General features: G+C 69.2%; 17 protein-coding genes and 1 pseudogene. 4 read left to right on the top strand and 14 right to left on the bottom strand.

The features are described from left to right. Window positions 1–62: 62 nt before the first annotated feature. The 8 genes and pseudogenes from WT26_RS25865 to WT26_RS25830 form a co-directional block, all read right to left on the bottom strand. Window positions 63–749: a hypothetical protein gene (locus WT26_RS25865; protein ID WP_069274241.1), complete on the bottom strand. Its 687-nt coding sequence runs from the start codon at window positions 747–749 to the stop codon at window positions 63–65. Window positions 750–761: 12 nt separating this feature from the next. Further along, on the bottom strand, window positions 762–2,576 hold the full coding sequence (locus WT26_RS25860) for a putative porin (RefSeq protein ID WP_069274240.1): 1,815 nt from the start codon (window positions 2,574–2,576) through the stop codon (window positions 762–764). 93 nt (window positions 2,577–2,669) lie between these two features. Continuing rightward, entirely contained in the window at window positions 2,670–3,368 is a 699-nt protein-coding gene (locus tag WT26_RS25855) for a TonB family protein (protein WP_053076265.1), read from the bottom strand. A gap of 4 nt (window positions 3,369–3,372) precedes the next feature. Continuing rightward, window positions 3,373–3,783 (bottom strand): ExbD/TolR family protein, encoded by a 411-nt coding sequence (locus WT26_RS25850; protein ID WP_027780971.1) that lies wholly within the window; start codon window positions 3,781–3,783, stop codon window positions 3,373–3,375. A 24-nt stretch (window positions 3,784–3,807) separates the two neighbouring features. Next, window positions 3,808–5,644: pseudogene (locus WT26_RS25845) on the bottom strand (DUF2341 domain-containing protein). 40 nt (window positions 5,645–5,684) lie between these two features. Next, window positions 5,685–7,313: a ShlB/FhaC/HecB family hemolysin secretion/activation protein gene (locus tag WT26_RS25840; protein WP_155774697.1), complete on the bottom strand. Its 1,629-nt coding sequence runs from the start codon at window positions 7,311–7,313 to the stop codon at window positions 5,685–5,687. 151 nt (window positions 7,314–7,464) lie between these two features. Continuing rightward, the gene (cysC, locus tag WT26_RS25835; protein WP_069271113.1) at window positions 7,465–8,118 is read right to left on the bottom strand and encodes an adenylyl-sulfate kinase; all 654 of its coding nucleotides are present in this window, start codon (window positions 8,116–8,118) and stop codon (window positions 7,465–7,467) included. Window positions 8,119–8,125: 7 nt separating this feature from the next. Beyond that, a complete protein-coding gene (locus WT26_RS25830; protein ID WP_069271112.1) occupies window positions 8,126–9,271 on the bottom strand; it encodes a TIGR03032 family protein in 1,146 nt (381 codons plus the stop codon). 471 nt (window positions 9,272–9,742) lie between these two features. On the opposite strand from WT26_RS25830, the gene WT26_RS25825 reads away from it, so the two are divergent. Both WT26_RS25825 and gspK read left to right on the top strand, forming a co-directional pair. After that, window positions 9,743–10,258 carry a hypothetical protein gene (locus WT26_RS25825; RefSeq protein ID WP_069274239.1) on the top strand — a complete coding sequence of 172 codons (516 nt, stop codon included), beginning with the start codon at window positions 9,743–9,745 and terminating at the stop codon, window positions 10,256–10,258. 53 nt (window positions 10,259–10,311) lie between these two features. After that, a complete protein-coding gene (gspK, locus tag WT26_RS25820; protein ID WP_069275141.1) occupies window positions 10,312–11,304 on the top strand; it encodes a type II secretion system minor pseudopilin GspK in 993 nt (330 codons plus the stop codon). Here the strand turns inward: gspK and WT26_RS25815 are convergent. Then, entirely contained in the window at window positions 11,294–12,970 is a 1,677-nt protein-coding gene (locus tag WT26_RS25815; protein WP_231130521.1) for a type II toxin-antitoxin system Phd/YefM family antitoxin, read from the bottom strand. The genes gspK and WT26_RS25815 overlap by 11 nt on opposite strands. 164 nt (window positions 12,971–13,134) lie before the next feature. On the opposite strand from WT26_RS25815, the gene WT26_RS25810 reads away from it, so the two are divergent. Together WT26_RS25810 and WT26_RS25805 are read left to right on the top strand one after the other, a co-directional pair. After that, the gene (locus WT26_RS25810; RefSeq protein WP_069275140.1) at window positions 13,135–13,962 is read left to right on the top strand and encodes a hypothetical protein; all 828 of its coding nucleotides are present in this window, start codon (window positions 13,135–13,137) and stop codon (window positions 13,960–13,962) included. Window positions 13,963–14,238: 276 nt separating this feature from the next. Then, window positions 14,239–14,505 carry a hypothetical protein gene (locus tag WT26_RS25805; RefSeq protein ID WP_059982577.1) on the top strand — a complete coding sequence of 89 codons (267 nt, stop codon included), beginning with the start codon at window positions 14,239–14,241 and terminating at the stop codon, window positions 14,503–14,505. A gap of 10 nt (window positions 14,506–14,515) precedes the next feature. Here WT26_RS25805 and WT26_RS25800 read toward each other — a convergent pair whose 3' ends face one another. The 5 genes from WT26_RS25800 to gspH all read right to left on the bottom strand — a co-directional run bounded on the left by WT26_RS25800 (window position 14,516) and on the right by gspH (window position 18,009). Next, window positions 14,516–14,767, bottom strand: a complete 252-nt coding sequence (locus WT26_RS25800; protein WP_059957397.1) for a FecR/PupR family sigma factor regulator — start codon at window positions 14,765–14,767, stop codon at window positions 14,516–14,518. 231 nt (window positions 14,768–14,998) lie between these two features. Further along, window positions 14,999–15,991, bottom strand: coding sequence for a FecR family protein (locus WT26_RS25795; protein WP_069274237.1), 993 nt, complete (start codon window positions 15,989–15,991; stop codon window positions 14,999–15,001). An 11-nt stretch (window positions 15,992–16,002) separates the two neighbouring features. Beyond that, on the bottom strand, window positions 16,003–16,551 hold the full coding sequence (locus tag WT26_RS25790; protein WP_011354683.1) for an RNA polymerase sigma factor: 549 nt from the start codon (window positions 16,549–16,551) through the stop codon (window positions 16,003–16,005). A gap of 6 nt (window positions 16,552–16,557) precedes the next feature. Then, the gene (locus tag WT26_RS25785; RefSeq protein ID WP_069274236.1) at window positions 16,558–17,298 is read right to left on the bottom strand and encodes a secretin and TonB N-terminal domain-containing protein; all 741 of its coding nucleotides are present in this window, start codon (window positions 17,296–17,298) and stop codon (window positions 16,558–16,560) included. 183 nt (window positions 17,299–17,481) lie between these two features. Beyond that, on the bottom strand, window positions 17,482–18,009 hold the full coding sequence (gene gspH / locus WT26_RS25780; protein ID WP_081333765.1) for a type II secretion system minor pseudopilin GspH: 528 nt from the start codon (window positions 18,007–18,009) through the stop codon (window positions 17,482–17,484). Window positions 18,010–18,020: the final 11 nt, after the last annotated feature.

Genomic DNA, 18,020 nt, shown 5'->3' with positions numbered 1-18,020 from the left:
GCTCTCTCTTCCTTGTTTCAACGAATCGATCGGGTCGCCCGCGCGATGGAAGCCCCGCTCCGTCACTGAGCGCCGGCGGGCGCGGACGCCGCAGCGGTCGCGCTTGCCGGGTTCGCCGCGCGTGCGGCCGGATCGTACTTGCCCGCATACAGCGCATCGCCGTAGCGTTGCGCGAGATCGTCGTACTTCACGCGCGCCGACTGCGCGAACGGCTGACGCGACGAGAACAGCGTGCCGATGCCGACATGCTCGTACGCGTCGAGAATCTCGTGCCCCACGCGATACAGCTCGGCATTGTGTGCCTGGCAGGTTTTCAGCTGCGTGTCACGCGCGGCAACGTCCTTCTGCAGTTGCGTGTGCTGCGCATCGCGGGCACGCGACACGGCCAGCAGGTCCTCGTAGGACGATTTGTATTTCGCCAGCGACTTCGCGTCCTGCTCGCGGCCCGCCCGCTCCTGCGCCAGCGCGCGCCTCGCGGCCGCTTCGCCGCCCGACTGCCCCTTGGCCGCCGCGAGTTGCGCCTGCGCCGCCTTCAACTGTGCGAGCGCGTCGTCGCGCTGCTTCTCGGCCGCCGCCTTGTCGCTCTGCAACTGCGCCTGGCTGTCCTGCAGCTGGCGCAGCTCCTGTACGGTCGAGCGCAACTGGCTGCGCAGCTTGTCCTCGATGCTCTGCGCGCCGGCGCCGCCGGCGGCCAGCAGCAGCGCACCGGCGAGGCCGGCCGCGACGATCGCGTGTTGCGTGGTCTTCATCCGCGGCTCCGGTCAGAAGCGAGCATTCAGCTCGATCTGCAGCACGTCGATCGATACCGGCGGCCCGTACACTTCCTTCGAGCTCAGGTAACGGGCCGACACCCACGTATCCCGCGCAACCGCGTAGGCGGCGCCGAGCACGTAGCCGCGCGCGTTGGTGCCGCCCAGGTGGAAGTCGGGATCGTTGAACGCGTCGAGCACGGCGTCCGGCTGCAGGTACTTGTATGCGATCGAGAAGTTCCACTGGCCCTTCTCGCGCGGCTCCGGCTCGCCGAACGTCGCCTTCGCGAGGAAACCGTTCGGGCCGCTGCGGTAGTCGGCACGCGTCGCGTTGACCGACGTCGATTCGTAGTTGTTGACCGGCAGTGACGCCGCCGCGAACGCCTTGTTGTCGTTGTACGCGAGGTTGCGCACGTATTCGCCGTCCAGACGCAGCTTGAAGCGGTCGGCGACGACCGTATCCCACTGCGCCTTCAGGTCGAGCAGCCGGTAGTTGTACGCGAGCCCGAAGAGCTGCGGCTGCGGCGTCATGCCCGGCGCGAGGTTCGGGTTCTGCACGATGTTGCGCAGCGCGATCAGCGTGTTGCCGCCCTGCATGAATGCCGGCGCCTCGTTGTCGGTGCTGCAGCTCGTCGCGCCGAGATACAGCGCGCACGGCGACGACAGCGTGCCGCGCATGTTCTGGAAGTCGTAGTACGCGACCGCGCCACGCAGCCGGTTCTTCGCATCGATCTTCCAGTCGGCGCCAAATTGCGCGCCGAACATCCACTTCGTGTCGCTGCCGGCCTTGTCGGTGCTGTTCGACGGGAAGTTCTCGCTCGTGTACTGGATCGGGAACACGCCGAGCGTGCCGAACAGCGTGACGTCCGGATTCCACGGCAGCGCATGGCGCAGGTTCGCGGCGAGCCCGTCCATCATCAGGTCGTCCGAGAACACCAGGTCCGACTTGAAGAACGGATTGTCGAAACGGCCGGCCGTCAGGTTCAGCCACGACGTCGGCCTGTACGCGAAGAACGCCTTGTTCAGCCAGATGTTCTTCTTCGCGAAGCCGCCGCCCGCGGTCGCGGTGGTCGACACGGGCCCGTTGTCGTTGCCGCTCGCGAGCTGGATGCCGGCGATCATCTCGTCGGACAACGTCGCCGTCACGCCGAGCCGTGCGCGGTAACGCAGCAGGTTGTTGCGGTTCTGCGTGGTGTTCTGCGTCGGCAGCTGCGTCGTGTTGGTGTTCGGGTTGATGTCGAACCCGTTGCCCTGGTTGATCGCCGCGAAGTTCGTCACGTTGTTCGCGTTGCGGCTGCCGTAGAAGTGATACTCGTCGCGCACGCGCAGGTCGCCGTCGAGCTTGATGCGCGACACCCAGTCGGGGAACGTGTTCGGCTGCGCCCAGTTCTCGGCCTTCGCCTGCGCGATCACTTCCTGCTTCACCTGGTCGCGGATCTGGTCGCGCACGAGCTGCGGTACGTACGGCACCGCGACATCGCCCGGCTGCGTCGGCGGGTTGACGATGCCCGCACCCGCCACGACCGGCGCACCCGGCGCGCGGGCCGCCTTCGCCTGCACGGCTTCCGTGCGTGCTTCGCTGATCAGCTCGTTCGCGTTCTGCTGCGTGAGCACGCCGCGCTTCACGAGCAGGTTGATCAGGTTGATCACCACGCTCTCGGTCGGCGCGGCTTTCCCCGAGGCCGCCTGCGCCTCGAGCGATTGCCCGTGCGCGGCGGACGCGCACGTCAGCCCGAGCGTGAGCACCGCCGCGCCGACGCGCGACAGGCGCGCGGGCAGCGCGCCGCTGCGGGGTACCCCACCCCGTCCGTTCATCTTCCGCTTCATCAAAGGACTCCGAACAATATCCGTTTCTTTTCCGGCGGCATCCGTGCGACGGCGCCACCCCATGATTCCTTCGTCGTTTTCGCGCGCGCATCGTCATGCCGGCTTGCGCCCCTGAAGCTTGACGAGCACCGGATACGCGGTCGCGGGCGGCGGCACCTCGTCGACCCTGCCGAGCGCCTCGACCGCCGCGACGACGGCCGCGTCGATCTTCGCGTCGCCGGTGGACTGCGCGATCGTGACCTTCGTGATCCGCCCCGACGTGTCCATCCACAGGTTCAGGCTGCCCGCGAAACGCGCGCCGCCGGCCTCCTGCACGCCCTTGTCCTGCTCGATCGCGCGCTGCAGCACGTACACCATGTATTGCGCGTAGCTCGCGTTGCCGAACTTGCCGCCCCCGCCGCTGCCCAGCATGCCCGAGCCGTCGCCCGCGCCGATGCCGAAGTTGTCGCTGCCCGCCTGCGCGTCGGCATTCATCGTCATCTGCTTCGGCTGGTTGTCCGACGGCTTCGGCGCCTCGGACGGCTTCGGCGCGATCGTCGGCCGCTCGACCGGCGTCTTGACCTCCTCCTTCACCTTCTCGGGCGGCGGCTTCTGCTTCGGCGGCGGAGGTGGCGGCGGCAGCGGGATCACCGTCGTCACCTGCGGCGCGCTCACGCGCTTCACGCCTGCCGTATCGCCCGCGAAACGCCAGATCAGCGCGGCCACGCCGGCAAGCACCAGTGCGATCGCGACGGGCTTCACGTAGCGGCCGGGGCCCTTGTCCGGCGGGCCGCCGTTGTAGGTCATTTCCATCGCGTCAGCCGCCCTGCTTCGCCTTGCCGGTCACGAGCCCGACCTGCGACAGGTCGAGGCGGCGCAGCAGGTCGAGCACGTCCATGACCTTCTGGTACTGCACGGCCGCGTCGCCCTTCAGCACGATCGGGAATTCCGGGTTGGTCGCCTTCTCGGTGCGCAGCCGGCTCTCGAGTTCGTCCATCGTCACCGGGTACGCGTCGAGGAACACCTGCCCCGAATCGGCGACCGTGATCGCCTTCGTCTTCGGCTTCGCGAGGCTCGCGGACGAGCTCGCCTTCGGCAGGTCGACCTTGATGCCCTGCACCGACGCGGTCGTCATGATGATGAAGATGATCAGCAGCACGTATGCGAGGTCGAGCATCGGCGTGATGTTGATGTCGTCGTACGGCTTGTCGTCGTCCTGAACCTGCATGGTGGTCTCCTGCGTGCGATGCGGTCAGTCGGCCAGCACCGCGTGATCGGGCGCGCGATGGGCTTCGGCGAGGCGCGTGACGAATTCGTCGACGAACACCTGCATGTTCGCGGTCACGTTCTTGTTGCGGATCAGCAGGTAGTTGTAGCCGAACAGCGCGGGGATCGCGACGAACAGGCCCGTGACCGTCGCGAGCAGCGCGGCCGCGATACCCGGCGCGATCGCGTTCACGTTGACGTCGCCGGCCGCCGCGATCGCCGCGAACGTGATCATCACGCCGACCACCGTGCCCAGCAGCCCGAGGAACGGGCCGCCCGAGATCGCGATCGTCAGCAGCACCATCGACTTCGACAGCCGCTGGTTCTCGCGCACGAGCGTCGCGTCCATCGACGCGCGGATCGCCTCGATCGATTCGGACGTGATCACCGTACGGCCGTTGCCGTCCACGCGGCTGTGGATTTCATGCACGCCGGCCTTGTACAGCCGGTACAGCGACGACTGGTACAGCCGGCGGCCGTCGGCGCTGCGCTTCGTCGACATGCGCAAGACCGACCAGGTGGCGGCCCGCCACTTCGCGGAAACGCTGCACGAAATACTGGTTCGCCTTGTCGACGGTGCCGACGTAGCGCGCCTTGGTCCACATCACGATCCACGAAACGAGCGCCATGCCGAGCAGGATCGTGATGACGACCCACGCGTCGACGGTCACCGACTGCACGATCACGCCGAAGTAGCCGAAGCCGAAGCCCGACTGCTTCTCGTCGGCGCCGTACGCGACGAGCTTCGATTCCGAACCCTGCGCGAGCGCGTCGACCGCGATCGCGGCCGGCGAGCGCGCGATCTTCGACAGGCGCAGTTCGTCGAGCGCGCCGGCGTAGCCCGTGAAGCCGGCCGGCGCGCCCGCGACGTCCGCGCCGACCGCGGCCGCGCCCGTCAGGGCCGGCAGCGCCGCGGCGACCTGCGCGGCCGGCTTGCCGTTCACGTAGACGGTGAGGTTCTTGCCGTCGGCCGTGACCGCGAGATAGGTCCACTGGTTCGCGGCGACCGGCGACGCAGCCGGCGTGCGCACCGGCGCCGGATTGCCGGCCGCGCCCTGGACTTCCGCGAACGGCACGCCGTTGTCGAGGCCGATCAGCAGCGCATTCGCGCCGTCGCGACGGCTGTAGAGCAGCGTGTTCGGCGCCAGCGCCGAGGGCTTGACCCACGCGCTGAACGTGAAGCTGCCGCCGGCGGCTACATTCAGCGATGCGCTTGCCGGCAACGTCAGCGACCCCGTACCGTCGAACCGCGCGCCCTTGCCGACGATGCCGTCCTCGACCGTCCGGAACGACGCGTTCTGCGCGTTGTTCGCATACGCGGTCGCGTCCTTCGGCGGCGCGCCCGCCGCACCGTTGAAGTGGTAGACGAGCGTGTAGTCGGCATCGAACGTCTCGGCCGGCTTGCTGCCGTCGGGCGCCTTCTTGTTGCCGTAGTACATCCAGATCGACTCCGCGGCGCCGGCCGGCATCTTCGGCACGTCGACCCAGATCAGCGCGACGCCGAGCACCGGATCGTATTGTTCGACGTGGTAGTTCAGCGGCGTCTTGTCGTCGCCGGCGACGAAGCGGATGTCGGCGCCGTTGTCGGCCAGCCCGTCGAACTGGAAATTGCCCGAGTGCAGGCGGATCAGCAGCGGCACGCGGCCGGCCGACTCCGCGAGGTTCGCGCCTTTCGCGCTCGCGTCGATCGTGATCGCCTTCCGGTACGACCAGTCGTTCTGCCACCATGCGTTCGCGATGCCGGGCAGCACGCCGAGCATCACCGCCAACAGGAAAAACAAGACTCGCTTCACGATCCACTCCCCGAATGCGCCGCCCCCCATACGCAGATATGCGGATGCGCGGCACGATCAAAAAAATCCGTCAGAACCCCAGCCTTACGTAGAAATCGAACCGCGGGCTGTACTGCCGCGTATAGACGCCCGCCTTCAACGGCCAGCCGGCCTCGAAATCCGCGCTCGCATACTTCATGATCTGCACCCGTGTGCCGACGCCGACACTCATCAGGTTGAAGCGCGCCGTCTGCTCCGGCAGCGGGCTCAGCAGCCACAGGTGTGCCGCGTCGAAGAACGCGTGGAAACGCCACTCGTTCACGCGGCTGCCGACCGCGCCGCCGAGCCATTTCGCGAGCGACGGGCTGCGCAGCTCGAGCGACGCGATCACGCCGCTGTCGGCCGTGTCCTCGGCCTGCATGTAGCCGCGCACGCTGTTCATCCCGCCCGCGGCGAACTGCTCGCTCGACACGAGCGGCGAGTTCGAGATCTGGGCGTTCACGTGCGCGTTGGCCTGCATGTCGTTCGCGAAGCGCTGCGTGTGGTTCACGTCGAACTTGCCGTACACGAAATCGGGCGTCGCGTTGTAGCGCTTGTTGTCCCATGCGCCCCAGTCGCTGCCGAGGCCGCGGACGTTCGTCGTCACCGATGCCGAGAACGATGTCTGCGAGTTCTTCAGGCTCAACTGGCCGTTGTACGACAGCGTCACCGGCACGTACGTGAGCGGCGCCGTCGAGCCACCCTGCCCCGGCAGCGACACGTCTTCGTCGTAATGCTTGCGATCGATCTCGATGCTGACCGAATGCGCATAGGTCTCCGTCGCCGGCAGCGAATAGATCGCGGTGAAGCCGTACGTGGTGCCCTTGCCGAGCACGTTGGTGTTGCCGACCGACGCGACGTTGCTGTCCGAATGCACGACCGTCGCGAGGAAGCTCCAGCGCGAATCCTTGATCGGCGCGAGATACGAGAACGCATAGACACGCGCATCGTTCGGATGCTGCGGCGCGATCACGTAGGTGCCGGAAATCACGTGGCCGAGCTGCCACAGATTCGAATAGCTGAGGCTCGCGGTCGTGCGCAGCGTCGACGTGCCCGGGCTGCTGTCGTTGTTCAGCTCGAGCGAGCCGTGCAGCGGGCTGTGATCGTCGACCTTCAGGTCGACGTCGACCGTCTGCGGCAACGCGCCCGGCTTGAGGACCGGAATCACCTGGCGGTCCGCCGAGCGGTTCAGGTCGGTGAGCTGCTGCTGGGCCTGGTTGAAATCGGGCACCTGGCCTTCGGCGAGCGCGGGCACCGCGTCGCGGATGTTCTGCGGCGAGTTGTATTTCGCGCCGTCCACGCGCAGGCGCCCGACCTTCGCCTCGGTCACCTGCAGCAGGATCACGCCGTTCTTCACCTGCTGCTGCGGCAGCTCGACGACGACCGACTGGTAACCGCGATCCTGGTACGCCTTCTGCAACGCATCGCGCGCCGCGTTCACGTCGGCGAGCGTGCGGCCCGGCCCTTCGAACGGATACACGGCCTTCTCGATCTCGAGCGTCGGCAACGTCGTGTTGCCGCGCACCACGAAGGCATTCACGTCGAACGTCCGCGGCACGCCCGCCTCCTGCGCGTGGACGCCGGGCGCGAAGCTCAGCCCTCCGACCAGCGCCGCGCCGGCCAGGCACCGGCGTCGGAGCCGCCGCGGCTCGCGTGATTTACGGTCTGCTGTTGGCGGCATGCGCCATTCCCCTTTCTGTTGCGGATCATCCTCGCGCTGACGCGGACATCCGGCACGTCCCGCTATCAAAGCGTTGTTTCAATTCGATGACGCTTTATCAGCCATCCTTAGTAAAGCGCTCAGGTCCCAGCCCTGTCCGTTTCCGCCATCGTCAGCCGGTCTCGGTCTCGCGCACGACCGGCTGCGTGTCGCCGACTCGGCCGAACCGCTGCAACGCAAAGCCCAGCAATGCGTTCAGGCAGTCCGCAAGCGGCCGGCTGCCGGTCTCCAGCACGAGGTCCGCGGCACGCGGCGCCTCGTACGGCGACGACACACCGGTGAATTCGCGCAGCTCGCCGCGGCGCGCCTTCCGGTACAGCCCTTTCGGATCGCGCGCCTCGCACACTTCGAGCGATGCGGCGGCATGCACTTCGCGAAAGCCCGCGCCGACGATGCGCCGCGCGTCGTCGCGCATCGCCGCGCGCGGCGAGATCGCCGCGACGATCGCGATGAAGCCCGCATCGGCGAACAGCGACGCTACTTCCGCGATCCGCCGCACGTTCTCGAAGCGGTCGCGCTCGGAGAATCCGAGATCGCGATTCAGCCCCGCGCGCAATCGGTCGCCATCCAGTACTGTGGCCTGCAGTCCCCGGCGCCGCAGCAGGTCGGCCAGCGCATCCGCCAGCGTGCTCTTGCCCGCGCCCGACAGCCCAGTGAGCCACAGCACGCCGCCCGCGCCGTCCACGCCACGCGCATCGCCGCGATCGCACGCGTCTACCGGTAATGACGAAACAGGCGCGGAAAACCCGCAGTGATCGGCGTTCATCGGCGGCTCAATCGTCATGATTCGCGGGCTCGTCCTGCTCGCGCGGACGCGTCTGCCAGAAGCCGCCCTGCATCGTCACGATCGACGGCGTCTCGCTCCACTGGTGCGGGCTCAGGATCTCGCCGCGCAGCATGTTCGGCATCACCTGCACGTCGAAGATCTCGTCGACGCCGTTGAAGAACTGCAGGATTCCCAGCACGTCGCCGCTGCCCGCGTCGAGCGCCGCGACGCCCGCGACGAGCGCGTCCGCGTCGCGTTCGATCGGCAGGCCCTGCGGCCCGCGCTTCTCGCGCAGCTTCGACAGCCCGACGAACAGCACGCCGCCGTATTCGGCGAGACCGTGCGTGAAGCCGGGCAGCGTCGCGAGCACGCGCTTCGCGCCCGTTTGCGGGTCGATCTGCAGCACCCGGCCGCGGCCGCCCTCGAGCACGTGCAGGCGGCCGCCGATCACACGCGGCGAATGCGGCATCGACAGGCCGGTCGCGACGACGCGCCCCGACGGCACTTCCATCACGATGCCGCCGTCGGCCATCCCGCCGCGCCAGCCGAACGGCGTGTCGGTTTGCGCGAGCGCGGTCGCATAGCGGACCTTGCCGTCGCTGAATGCCATCCCGTTCAGGTGGCAGCGGTCGTCGGGCGCCAGCGCGGTCACGAACGGCGGCTGCCAGATCGACGTGAAATTGAAGTAACCGTCGATCACGCAGATGGACGAATAGCGCGTGTTGACCGCCAGCACGACCTGCTTGTCGAACGCCATGTCGTGCAGGTCGAGATCGCCCGTGTAATACGCGATGCGCGGCACGAACACCGCGTCGTAATGCGCGGGACGGGCCGGATAGTGCGGCGCGAGCGTCGACACGTTCGCGAACACCATCAGCTCGTGCTTCGTCGCGACCGCGAGCCGGTTGCCGGCCACCGCCATTCCCATCGAGCGCGGCAGTTGACACGCGGACAGCGTCGGGACGCCGTCGTCGACGCCGATCAGCGCGACGCCGGACGGGCGGTGGCTCACCGCGAGCGAGCACTTGAGCGCGGCGAGCACCTGCAGGAAACGCCCCGTATCGCGCAGGTTGATGACCGGCGACGCGGCATCCGCGTCAGGCGACGCCGCGTCGCCGGTCGATCGGCTTTCGTCGAACTGTTCCACGTTCATGATCCTGTCGGCTGTGCGCCGCCCGATGAAATGAATGCGCGTGAGCCGCGACCGGATGCATCCGGTCGCCGCCCTCACCTACCTAGACGGAACGAGATGCGCATTGCCGCAGTTTTTTTGCACGCGGCCGCCGGCCCGTCGTTGCGGCCGCGCCGGCGAGCGACCGACGATGCGCGTGCAACGGGTTCCGCGCCGGCTTCGCGCGGCGCGTTGCGCAGGAATGTACGTGGCCCCCGTTTCGTGTGCTTGTCGTTCTGCCCGGCGCTGCGATGCGTCGGCCGCCGCGTTCTCGCGCGGCACGACAATCCTCGGGTTTCAACCGGGAAGTTTTTGTGACATCCCGCTGAAGATTCGCACGAGCTTGCGCGTGCGTCCCACTTATCCGGGTCCCCGATGCGACGAAATCCTGCGGCTTGCGGCCGGCCGTTACGTCCTAGCTATTGAGAAAAACGTCAACGATGGGGAACGCCCATGTGGCTCGCTACGATGCTCGCACGCCCGTTCGCCGCCCGCGTCGCGCACCGCCCGCTGCGCTGGCGCGCGCCCTGGCTGGTCTGGCACCTGCTGTCGTGGGTCCTGCTCACGTTGCTCGCGCCGCCGGTCTGGACGATCGGCACGCTGCTGCTGATCGACGCGTCCAGCGACCAGCCGCTGTTCTGGATGCTCGTGATGGCGATCGTGCCGGTCGCCAACGGGGCCGCGATCGTCGCGGCGAACCAGCGCCATCACCGCACGCCGTTCCTGCGCCGGACGGCGGTCGCGCTCCACGCGTTCGGCGTCGCGATGGCCGTCGGCTGCACGCTGTTCGTGCTGCTGCTGTGGCAATCGCACGCGATTGCCGGCCTCGTCGGCCCGCTCGCGGCGTCGGCCGACGGCACGCGGCGCGCGCCGCTCGCGCTCTGGGTGGCCGGGCTCACCGCGATGTTCGGCGTCACGTCATCCGCGCATGCGAGCATCGCCCATGCGTGGCTGGCATTCGAGGATTGACGGCCGGCCGCACCGGCACGGCGGGCACCGTGGGCATTGTCGGGGACACGCGAATGCATCGATACGAACGGGGGCGGACGGCAGCCGCGCGGCGCGAACGCGGCATCGCGATCGTCACGGTGCTGCTCGTCGTCGCACTGGCGGCGACGCTCGCGGCGAGCGTGCTGGGGCGCCAGCAGGTGGCGACGCGCGACGTCGAGAACCAGCGGCTCGCGACGCAGACGATGTGGGTCGAGCGCGCGGCGGTCGAATGGGCGCGTGCGACCCTGCGCGCGCAGAGCGCGACGTCGAACGTCACGTTCGTCGGCCAGCCGTGGTCGCTGCCGGCCGCCGACGTGCGGCTTGCGGACCTGCTGCCGCCCGACGCCGCGGCGGTCAACGCGGAGCTGTCGCGAGCGTGGATCTCCGGCCATGTCGAGGATGCGCAGGCGCGCTTCAACCTGACGAACCTCGTGACGCGCATCGCGCCCGGCAAGCCGTGGCAGGCCAACGGCGAAGGCGTGCTCGCGTACCGGCGGCTGTTGAGCCAGTTGTCGCTCGACCCCGCGCTCGCGCAGCAGACGGCCGACTACATGCTGCGCTCGCTGCGCGACACGAACGGCCCCGACGGCTGGCCGCTGCAACTCGTGTCCGTCGACGATCTCGCGCGCATTCCCGGCTACGATGCCCGCGCGATCGCCGCGCTCGCGCCGCTCGTGACGATCCTGCCGGACCTGACCACCGTCAATGCCAATACCGCCGCCGAGCCCGTGCTCGTCGCCGCGATCCCGACGCTGTCGCCCAGCCAGGCCCGGCGGCTCGTCGACCGGCGCGGCACCGCGTACTTCGTCAGCACCGGCGACGTCGCCGAGTATCTCGCGCCGGTCCAGGGCAACGCGACGCTGCCGGACGGCTCGAGCGTCGGCGTCGACAGCCTCTACTTCATCGTGCATTGCCGCGTGCATTCGACGCGCATCAATGCACGCGTCGACACGCTGATCGCGCGCTACGGCAGCGGCAATTTCACGTGGACGTCGGTGATCTGGGTGCGGCGCCTCACGAGCTGAGCGCGGCCACGGCGGGCACGACGGCCGCACGCGCGTCCTGATTCGGCGACGCGTCGCCGAGCGCGACCGGGCGCAGGTTCTGCATCGCGCCCGCGTAGTCCAACGACAGCCGCGTGAGGCTCGTCTCGCGCACTTCGCCGAGCAGCCGGTTCCAGTCGTCGATCGACACGAGCAACGCGATCGGCCGGTTGTATTTGGTGACCATCACGAGCGCCTCACCCGCGTGCCGCAGCGCCTTCGACGGATTGCTGCTGAAGTCGCGCGTCGCCATCGCGATCGTGCGCAGGCTGAACACGTTCGCGGCCGGATCGCCGCCGTCGTCATGCAGCAGGCGTTCAAGCGTCGCCGCGCGCAGCAGCGCCTGCGACTTCGCCGATAGCCGGTTGTCGCGGCGCCTGCGCCGCGCGCTGCGCGGATCGACCTGCACGGCGAGCATCCGCACGATCTGGCCGAGCGTCGCCGCAGGCAACCGGTCGTAGCGTCGCCACCAGTCGGGCGGCAGCGCGATCATCATCCCGGCATAGGTGGCGGCGACGCCTTCGGCGATATGCGACGGCACGCGTTCGGCGTCGCGCGCGTCGAGTTCGAGCGCAGCGCGAACGACATTCGTCATCGCGGCGAACGCGTTGTACGCGAGCGCCGCGATGCCGCTCGCGAGCAGCGACGCGCGCGCGGGCACGCCGCCGAACAGCGCGCCGTCGAACACCGGCCCGAGCGGCAGCGCGTCGCGCCACGGCCGGCACGCGAGCCGCACGACGTGCCGCGCATCGAACTGCGCGGCCGGCAGGTCCGTCAGCAGCGTCGCCACGGCGTCCGGCGCGCTGCGCCATTCGATGCGCCGCAGCGCGGCCGACGCGTCACGCTCGCCCGCCAGGCCGACCGCCTGCTCGCGCACCGCGCCGCCGTCGTGCGTCCCGGCATCCCGCCAGTCGCCGAGCGCGCGGCACGCGGCCGCGCGGCCGTGCTCGCGCACGATGAACGCGCCGCCGCGGCGCGGCCAGCCCGACACGATCGCGTCGATATCGAAACGGCCGTCGACGATCCACAGCTCGCCCGGCCGAACCGTTTCCAGCAGCGCGCCGACGAATGCGCGTTCGTGCATCCGGCCGCGCTCGTGCGGCAGCAGGTCGACGATCATTGCGAGCTCCGGATCGTAGACCGGCAGCACCCGCGCATGCGCGGCGGCCTCGCGGCCGGGATTGCCGCACCCGCAGCCGCAGCCGGCGGCGTCGTGCCCGCACGGCATGCCGCCGTCCAGCACACGCAGCCGCATCCCGCCGGTGGAGCGGGACCCTTCGCGCGGGCGCGGCGCCGTCGCGGGCAACAGCAGATCGACGCTGTCCCTGACCAGCGCACGCCCCCAGCCGGCGCGCAGCCGGCTCATGCAGTCGTGCAGCGCCGCGACGGCCGGACCGAATCCGGCTGCCAGGCCGCCGTCGAACGCGTGCGGCGCACGGGGCGAACCCGGCTGCCGCGCCGCGATCGCCACGATCGCGTCGACCGCCAGCGCGAACAGCGTCTCGCGGATCGCGTCGCCGTCCGGCTCGTCGTCCGTGCCGGCGTCCGTGCCGTCGATCCAGTCGTCGTGCAGCGCGCACTGCAGCACGAGCCGCGTCATGATCGTCATCGAGCTCTGTTCGACGAAGCGTTCCACAATCGTGCGCATCACCTGATCACCTCGTCTCGGTTGGATTGGACGCATGCGCGACGCGCTCGGGCCGGCCGCACTTGACGCGCCGCTTGCGACGCCGCAGCATCGTGAGCGACCGGATGCGCGCGACGACGTCGCGTCGCGGCGGTCCACCCGCAATCGATGCACGAGGCACCGGCATGTACGTAGATCCCCGCGTGGCCCATGGCCGCGCCCGGTTCGACCTGAGCGGCTCCCCGCGGCTCGTCGCCGACGAGCGCCGCTGGGAAATCAGCGACGTGGTCACGCGCGGCCTCGACGATTACACGGGCGCGCGCAACCGCCGCAACCTGCTGCGGCTGCTCGAACGCCAGATCGCGCCGAAACTCGCGCGCCTCGGGCTCGAGCCGTACGTCGGCGCGCTCGGTCATGCCGAAGGGTTGTTCGTCAACTTCGCGACGATGAGCGCCGAGCACGGCCTGCGCGAATTCCAGCTGCAACTGACGGTGCCCGACCTCGTGCTGCGCAGCTTCGCGTCGAACGTGATCCGGCCGCACGCGGTCGCGCGCTGCATGCAGCGCAACGGCGTGATGTCGCTGGCGGAAATCGAACATGAGACGCGCATCGCATTCGTCGCGGCGCGCGTGATGCGCTCGCTCGCGCTCGCGGAAGGCTGGCGGCAGATCGGCGTGCCGACGCCGCACGGGTTGTTCGTCGGCACGCTGACCGACGCGGACGACGTCGCGATGAACACCTATTTCCGGCCCGGCGACAACGACCGGCCGTCGCGCTGGAGCGGCTTCTCCGCGCTGTTCTCGACGATGCCGGAGTGGCGCCCGGAACAGGTCCGGCACGGCGGCGAACTGCTGCATTGGATGGTCAACCATATCGTGGCCCTGCAAGAATCCGCACCGTTCGTCGAACGCTTTCCGTTTCTGCGCGAGCCGCTGCGCGACGCGGACGATCCGCTCGATGCCGCGTGGGCACGCGCACGCGCCGGTGCGCAGGACGATCCGGCCGCGCGCTGATGCCGCCGGCGCGCGGCTCGGCCCCTGACTGCTCTTGCCTTGTCGTTGCACTCTCTCGGTCGCGGCGATCCGGGGGCCGGTCTCGCCCGGCCCCCGGTCCCGCTTCACGGCCCCTCGCTCTCGTTTACTAGGTCGAAGCGGGCTCGCATAACCCGCAGACTTTCTTGCGACGCGGGCATCGTCGCGCATCGAATCCATCGCCAAACCGACAACGTTGCGGTAGTGTTGTCGCGTCACGCTGCCGTCACATTCGCGACACTTCAACGGACCTCCGACATGCCCTTGCCCAGCATTTACCTCACTGCACCGATGGCGTCGACTGATTCGGAAATCTGGTTTTCGGCCTTCGGATTCGGATGGGGCTACGCCGCCTACGCGCTAACGCCCGACACGCTGCGCGAGCACCTCGGCGCGGCGGACACGAGCCATCGGCAGTTGCTGCTCGCATTCGAGCTGAACCGGCAGCGGATCCTGCGTGCGGTCGCGCTGTGTCCGCTGCCGCTCGACGGCGAGCGCGTCACGCTGCTGCCGTCGGACCTGTAGGGCGGTCGCGTCAATGCACCTGCGTCGAGCCGTCCGGCTCCGCTTGCCCGAGCATGCCGAGCACCGCCCATAGCCAGATCAGCTCGTGGGCGGTGCGCGCATGCTCGGCGCTGCGCATTCGCCAGCGCCGGAAAGCGTCGAGCTCGCGCGCGGTCGCGTCGCCGGCGCGCAGCCACAGCAGCCAGCGGACGGCACCCTCGCGAATCTCGTCGGCGAGCGCCTGCGCGTCGCCGGAATATTCATCCCGTTGCGAAATGCTCATGGTTACGCCACCGCCCGAAGCCAAATGAACGCGTTCTTCCCGTGCAACGCAGCGATGCGCTGCGCGGGGCGCTTGCCACCCACGCCTCGGGTCCGACGACGTCACACCGGCCGCCACGAAGGACGGCCCGGCGTTTGCCGGCCCTCATTGACGATGTCGTATCGAAGACGCGCAACCCGCAGGACACGGGACGCGATGATGGAGATGCGGCGCGTCGGCGCTCAGCTCAGCTCAGCTCAGCAGCACGATATTGCCCGGCAGGCGCGTGATGCGCGCACCGTACAGGCGGCCGACCATGTCGATCACGTCGTCGAGCCGCGTGATCGGGAACTGCGCCTGCATCCGGTTCTCGCCGAGCGATGCGCTGCGCAGGATGACCTTGCCGCGCCGGTAGCGGTTGATCTCGTCGACGACGTCCGACAGCGGCACGCCGTTGAACACCAGCATCCCGCGCCGCCATGCGCTGACGGCGCCCGGATCGATGCGCGACACGGGCTGCACGCCGCGATCGTCATAGACGACCTGATCGTCGGCGTTCAGCGTGCGCGCGCCGCGCGGATGCTCGAGCGCGACCGTGCCGGACAGGCAGGTCACGCAAACCTGCGTGCCCGTGCGCCGCACGTTGAAACGCGCGACGCTCGCCTGCATGCGGCCGCCGCCCGCCACCACGACGACCGGCTGCATCGCCGCCGCACGGCCGGACGCCGGGGTCGCGTCGATCTCGGCTTCGCCGGCGACGACCTCGACGCCGTGCGCGGCATCGCTCGCGCGCAGCACGTCGAGACGCGTCTGCGTATTCAGCTCGACCGTCATGCCCGCCGCCAGCGCGACCTGGCGCTGCTCGCCGGTGCCCGTGTGGTAATCGGCGGCGATGTCGCCAAGCGACGGCCACAGCTGCATCGGCGGGCGTACCGCGAGCCACGACGCGCCGGCCGCGACCGCGAAACCGATGAACGCGCGCCGCCCGGTGCGCATCGTGCGCTCGCGCTTTGCAACATTTGCCCACGCGGCGGCCGTGCGCTCCTCGTGCGCAAGCTCGGTCGCCGCCGTGCGCAGCGAGCTCCAGGTGTCGCGCAGCAGATCGGCGGCCTGCGGACGATCGGCGCACCAGCGCTCGAACGCATCGGCTTCGGCCTGGCTCGCGTCCCCCGAGCGCAGACGCAGCAGCCACGCACTCGCTTCGTCGAGTTCGTCGTGGGCAGGTTGGGCCTGGGCTTTCGTCATCGTCCTGATGCTCAAAATTTACGCGGGCCGCCTCGCGTGCCCGTGTACGGATCACCGTCTTCCTGCATGCGCTGCAGGCAGTACTTCATCGCCGCGCTCAGCTCGCTTTCCACGAGCCGCAGCGAAATGCCGAAATGCTCGGCGATCTCGCGGTTCAGCAGGCCGTCCACGCGGGCGGCCAGCAGGATCGCGCGACGCCGCGGCGGCAGGCCGCGCAGCACGTCCTTCAGGGTCTCGACCTTGCGGCGCGCCGCCACGATCCGCTCGGGATCGGCCAGCTCGTCGGGCATCTCGAGCAGCGTCTCGACATCGTCGTCGTGCAGATGGCGCCGTTCGCGGCGATGCTGGTCGATCGCGACATTGTTCGCCATCCCGAGTATATAGGCGTCCGCATTCGTCACCTGCGTGGAGACGTTCGCGTTCTCGAGGCGCAGCCAGGTTTCGTGCAGCGCATCGGCGGCGCCGTCCTTCGACCCCGTCACGCGTTCAAGCCGCCTGACCAGGTACGCGTAGCGCGTCGCCAGCAGATTCCGGAGCCCGGAGCGGTTGCTGTCGGACATGACCGCCTAGTTCCGTTCGGCTGTCCGCGGACAGCGGAAATGCACGCCGTTGCCGGCCGGCCGCAGCAGGATCGTGACCGGCTGCGGCAAGTCCGCAGGCGGCGCGTCGTCCAGCTTCAGTGCGCGCAGCGCGCGCATCACCGCCGCGTCGCGCGACGCCAGACCACTCGATGCCACCATGTTGACCGCCACCACCGCCCCCCTGTTGTCGATGCGCACCTGCGCGACGAGTCGATAGCTGCCCGGCACCGCCGCCGGCTGCGCGCACAGCGCATCGATCAGATGCGCCTGCAGCAGGCCCGCGAACGTGCGCAGTTCGTCCGAAGCGCCGACGCCGTCGATCGGCAGCGCGGAATCCGCCGGCGCCTCGACCGTGGCCGGCGCCGTGTCGGCCGCCGGCTGCGCGACGATGATCGCTTCGTCCGGACGCGAGAATTCCGCACGCAACCCCGTTCCGGCCAGCATCCGCTCGAGCGCGTCGCGCGGCGCGAATTCGCCCTGGACCGGTGCACTCGTGCGCCCGTCCAGCAGCGGTGCAGGCGCCAGCACGATCAGCTCGGTCAGCCGCGCGAAGTCCTGCAAGGTCTTCGCGAGCGGCTGAGCGGGCAGATCGAAGTGCGCCGTGGCGCCCGGCTGACGTCCGGCGGTTCCGGTCTCCTGCGCGTGCACGACACGCATGAACAACGCGGCAAGGGTGAACCACGCGACGAGCGCCAGGACACCGGTCGGCGTCCGTGAACGAGTCATGAATCCCTGGACGGAAGTGGAGTTGCACGTTGCCGGCGAATCCCCCGCACCCCCGTGAGCGACTCCGCGGCAAGCGAATGACGGATTGTGAGCGGAGCATGTGACAGTCAGGTGAATTGTGACGGCGAGCGGCCAGACCGCGAGGCGTTCGGCAAGCCGTTCATAGGCCGGTCGTTCGGCTGCTCAAGGCTGTTGCACGACGAAGCTGCCGATTCCCGTGCCGACGACGCGAAGCCGCGTCGAACCGGACGACAGCGTGATCGTCACCGGCACGTCGATGCTTTCGCTGCCGAGCACGACGCGCTCGATCGCTTCGCCGCCGCCCGTATGGCGGACCGACACGCCCGTCACCGCGGCGCCCCAGCGGCGCGCACGATAGAGCTCGTCCGTCATCGGCGCCCACGCGCCGCTCTCGGTGCGCTGCACGAACCGGTAGCCACCGCCCACCGGCTGCCACGCGATCGGCATCGACCGCACCTGCGCTTCGTCGCCGGCCGATTCGAGCAGGTTCGCGAGCCGCTGCGCTTCCTCGGCCAGATCCGTGCGGCGATTGCGCGACGGCGCCAGCGTCACGACCGCGACCAGCAGCCCGACGATCACGAGCACGACGAGCATTTCCAGCAGCGTGAAGCCGCGCTGTGCACGACGTGTGCCGCAGGTTCGGCGCATTGCGTCGTGCGCCGGTTCGGTCTCGTGGTCTCGCGTCATCATGTGTTCATTCA

The sequence above is a fragment of the Burkholderia cepacia genome (genome assembly GCF_001718835.1).
Classification (GTDB): domain Bacteria; phylum Pseudomonadota; class Gammaproteobacteria; order Burkholderiales; family Burkholderiaceae; genus Burkholderia; species Burkholderia cepacia_F.
This window is presented reverse-complemented; position numbering and strand designations above follow the sequence as displayed.

Excerpts from the sequence above, each read along its gene's own strand:
- WT26_RS25865 (WP_069274241.1), bottom strand. The coding sequence starts at position 749 with ATGAAGACCACGCAACACGCGATCGTCGCGGCCGGCCTCGCCGGTGCG.
- WT26_RS25860 (WP_069274240.1), bottom strand. The coding sequence starts at position 2,576 with ATGAAGCGGAAGATGAACGGACGGGGTGGGGTACCCCGCAGCGGCGCG.
- WT26_RS25855 (WP_053076265.1), bottom strand. The coding sequence starts at position 3,368 with ATGGAAATGACCTACAACGGCGGCCCGCCGGACAAGGGCCCCGGCCGC.
- WT26_RS25850 (WP_027780971.1), bottom strand. The coding sequence starts at position 3,783 with ATGCAGGTTCAGGACGACGACAAGCCGTACGACGACATCAACATCACG.
- WT26_RS25840 (WP_155774697.1), bottom strand. The coding sequence starts at position 7,313 with ATGCCGCCAACAGCAGACCGTAAATCACGCGAGCCGCGGCGGCTCCGA.
- cysC (WP_069271113.1), bottom strand. The coding sequence starts at position 8,118 with ATGAACGCCGATCACTGCGGGTTTTCCGCGCCTGTTTCGTCATTACCG.
- WT26_RS25830 (WP_069271112.1), bottom strand. The coding sequence starts at position 9,271 with ATGAACGTGGAACAGTTCGACGAAAGCCGATCGACCGGCGACGCGGCG.
- WT26_RS25825 (WP_069274239.1), top strand. The coding sequence starts at position 9,743 with ATGTGGCTCGCTACGATGCTCGCACGCCCGTTCGCCGCCCGCGTCGCG.
- gspK (WP_069275141.1), top strand. The coding sequence starts at position 10,312 with ATGCATCGATACGAACGGGGGCGGACGGCAGCCGCGCGGCGCGAACGC.
- WT26_RS25815 (WP_231130521.1), bottom strand. The coding sequence starts at position 12,970 with ATGCGCACGATTGTGGAACGCTTCGTCGAACAGAGCTCGATGACGATC.
- WT26_RS25810 (WP_069275140.1), top strand. The coding sequence starts at position 13,135 with ATGTACGTAGATCCCCGCGTGGCCCATGGCCGCGCCCGGTTCGACCTG.
- WT26_RS25805 (WP_059982577.1), top strand. The coding sequence starts at position 14,239 with ATGCCCTTGCCCAGCATTTACCTCACTGCACCGATGGCGTCGACTGAT.
- WT26_RS25800 (WP_059957397.1), bottom strand. The coding sequence starts at position 14,767 with ATGAGCATTTCGCAACGGGATGAATATTCCGGCGACGCGCAGGCGCTC.
- WT26_RS25795 (WP_069274237.1), bottom strand. The coding sequence starts at position 15,991 with ATGACGAAAGCCCAGGCCCAACCTGCCCACGACGAACTCGACGAAGCG.
- WT26_RS25790 (WP_011354683.1), bottom strand. The coding sequence starts at position 16,551 with ATGTCCGACAGCAACCGCTCCGGGCTCCGGAATCTGCTGGCGACGCGC.
- WT26_RS25785 (WP_069274236.1), bottom strand. The coding sequence starts at position 17,298 with ATGACTCGTTCACGGACGCCGACCGGTGTCCTGGCGCTCGTCGCGTGG.
- gspH (WP_081333765.1), bottom strand. The coding sequence starts at position 18,009 with ATGATGACGCGAGACCACGAGACCGAACCGGCGCACGACGCAATGCGC.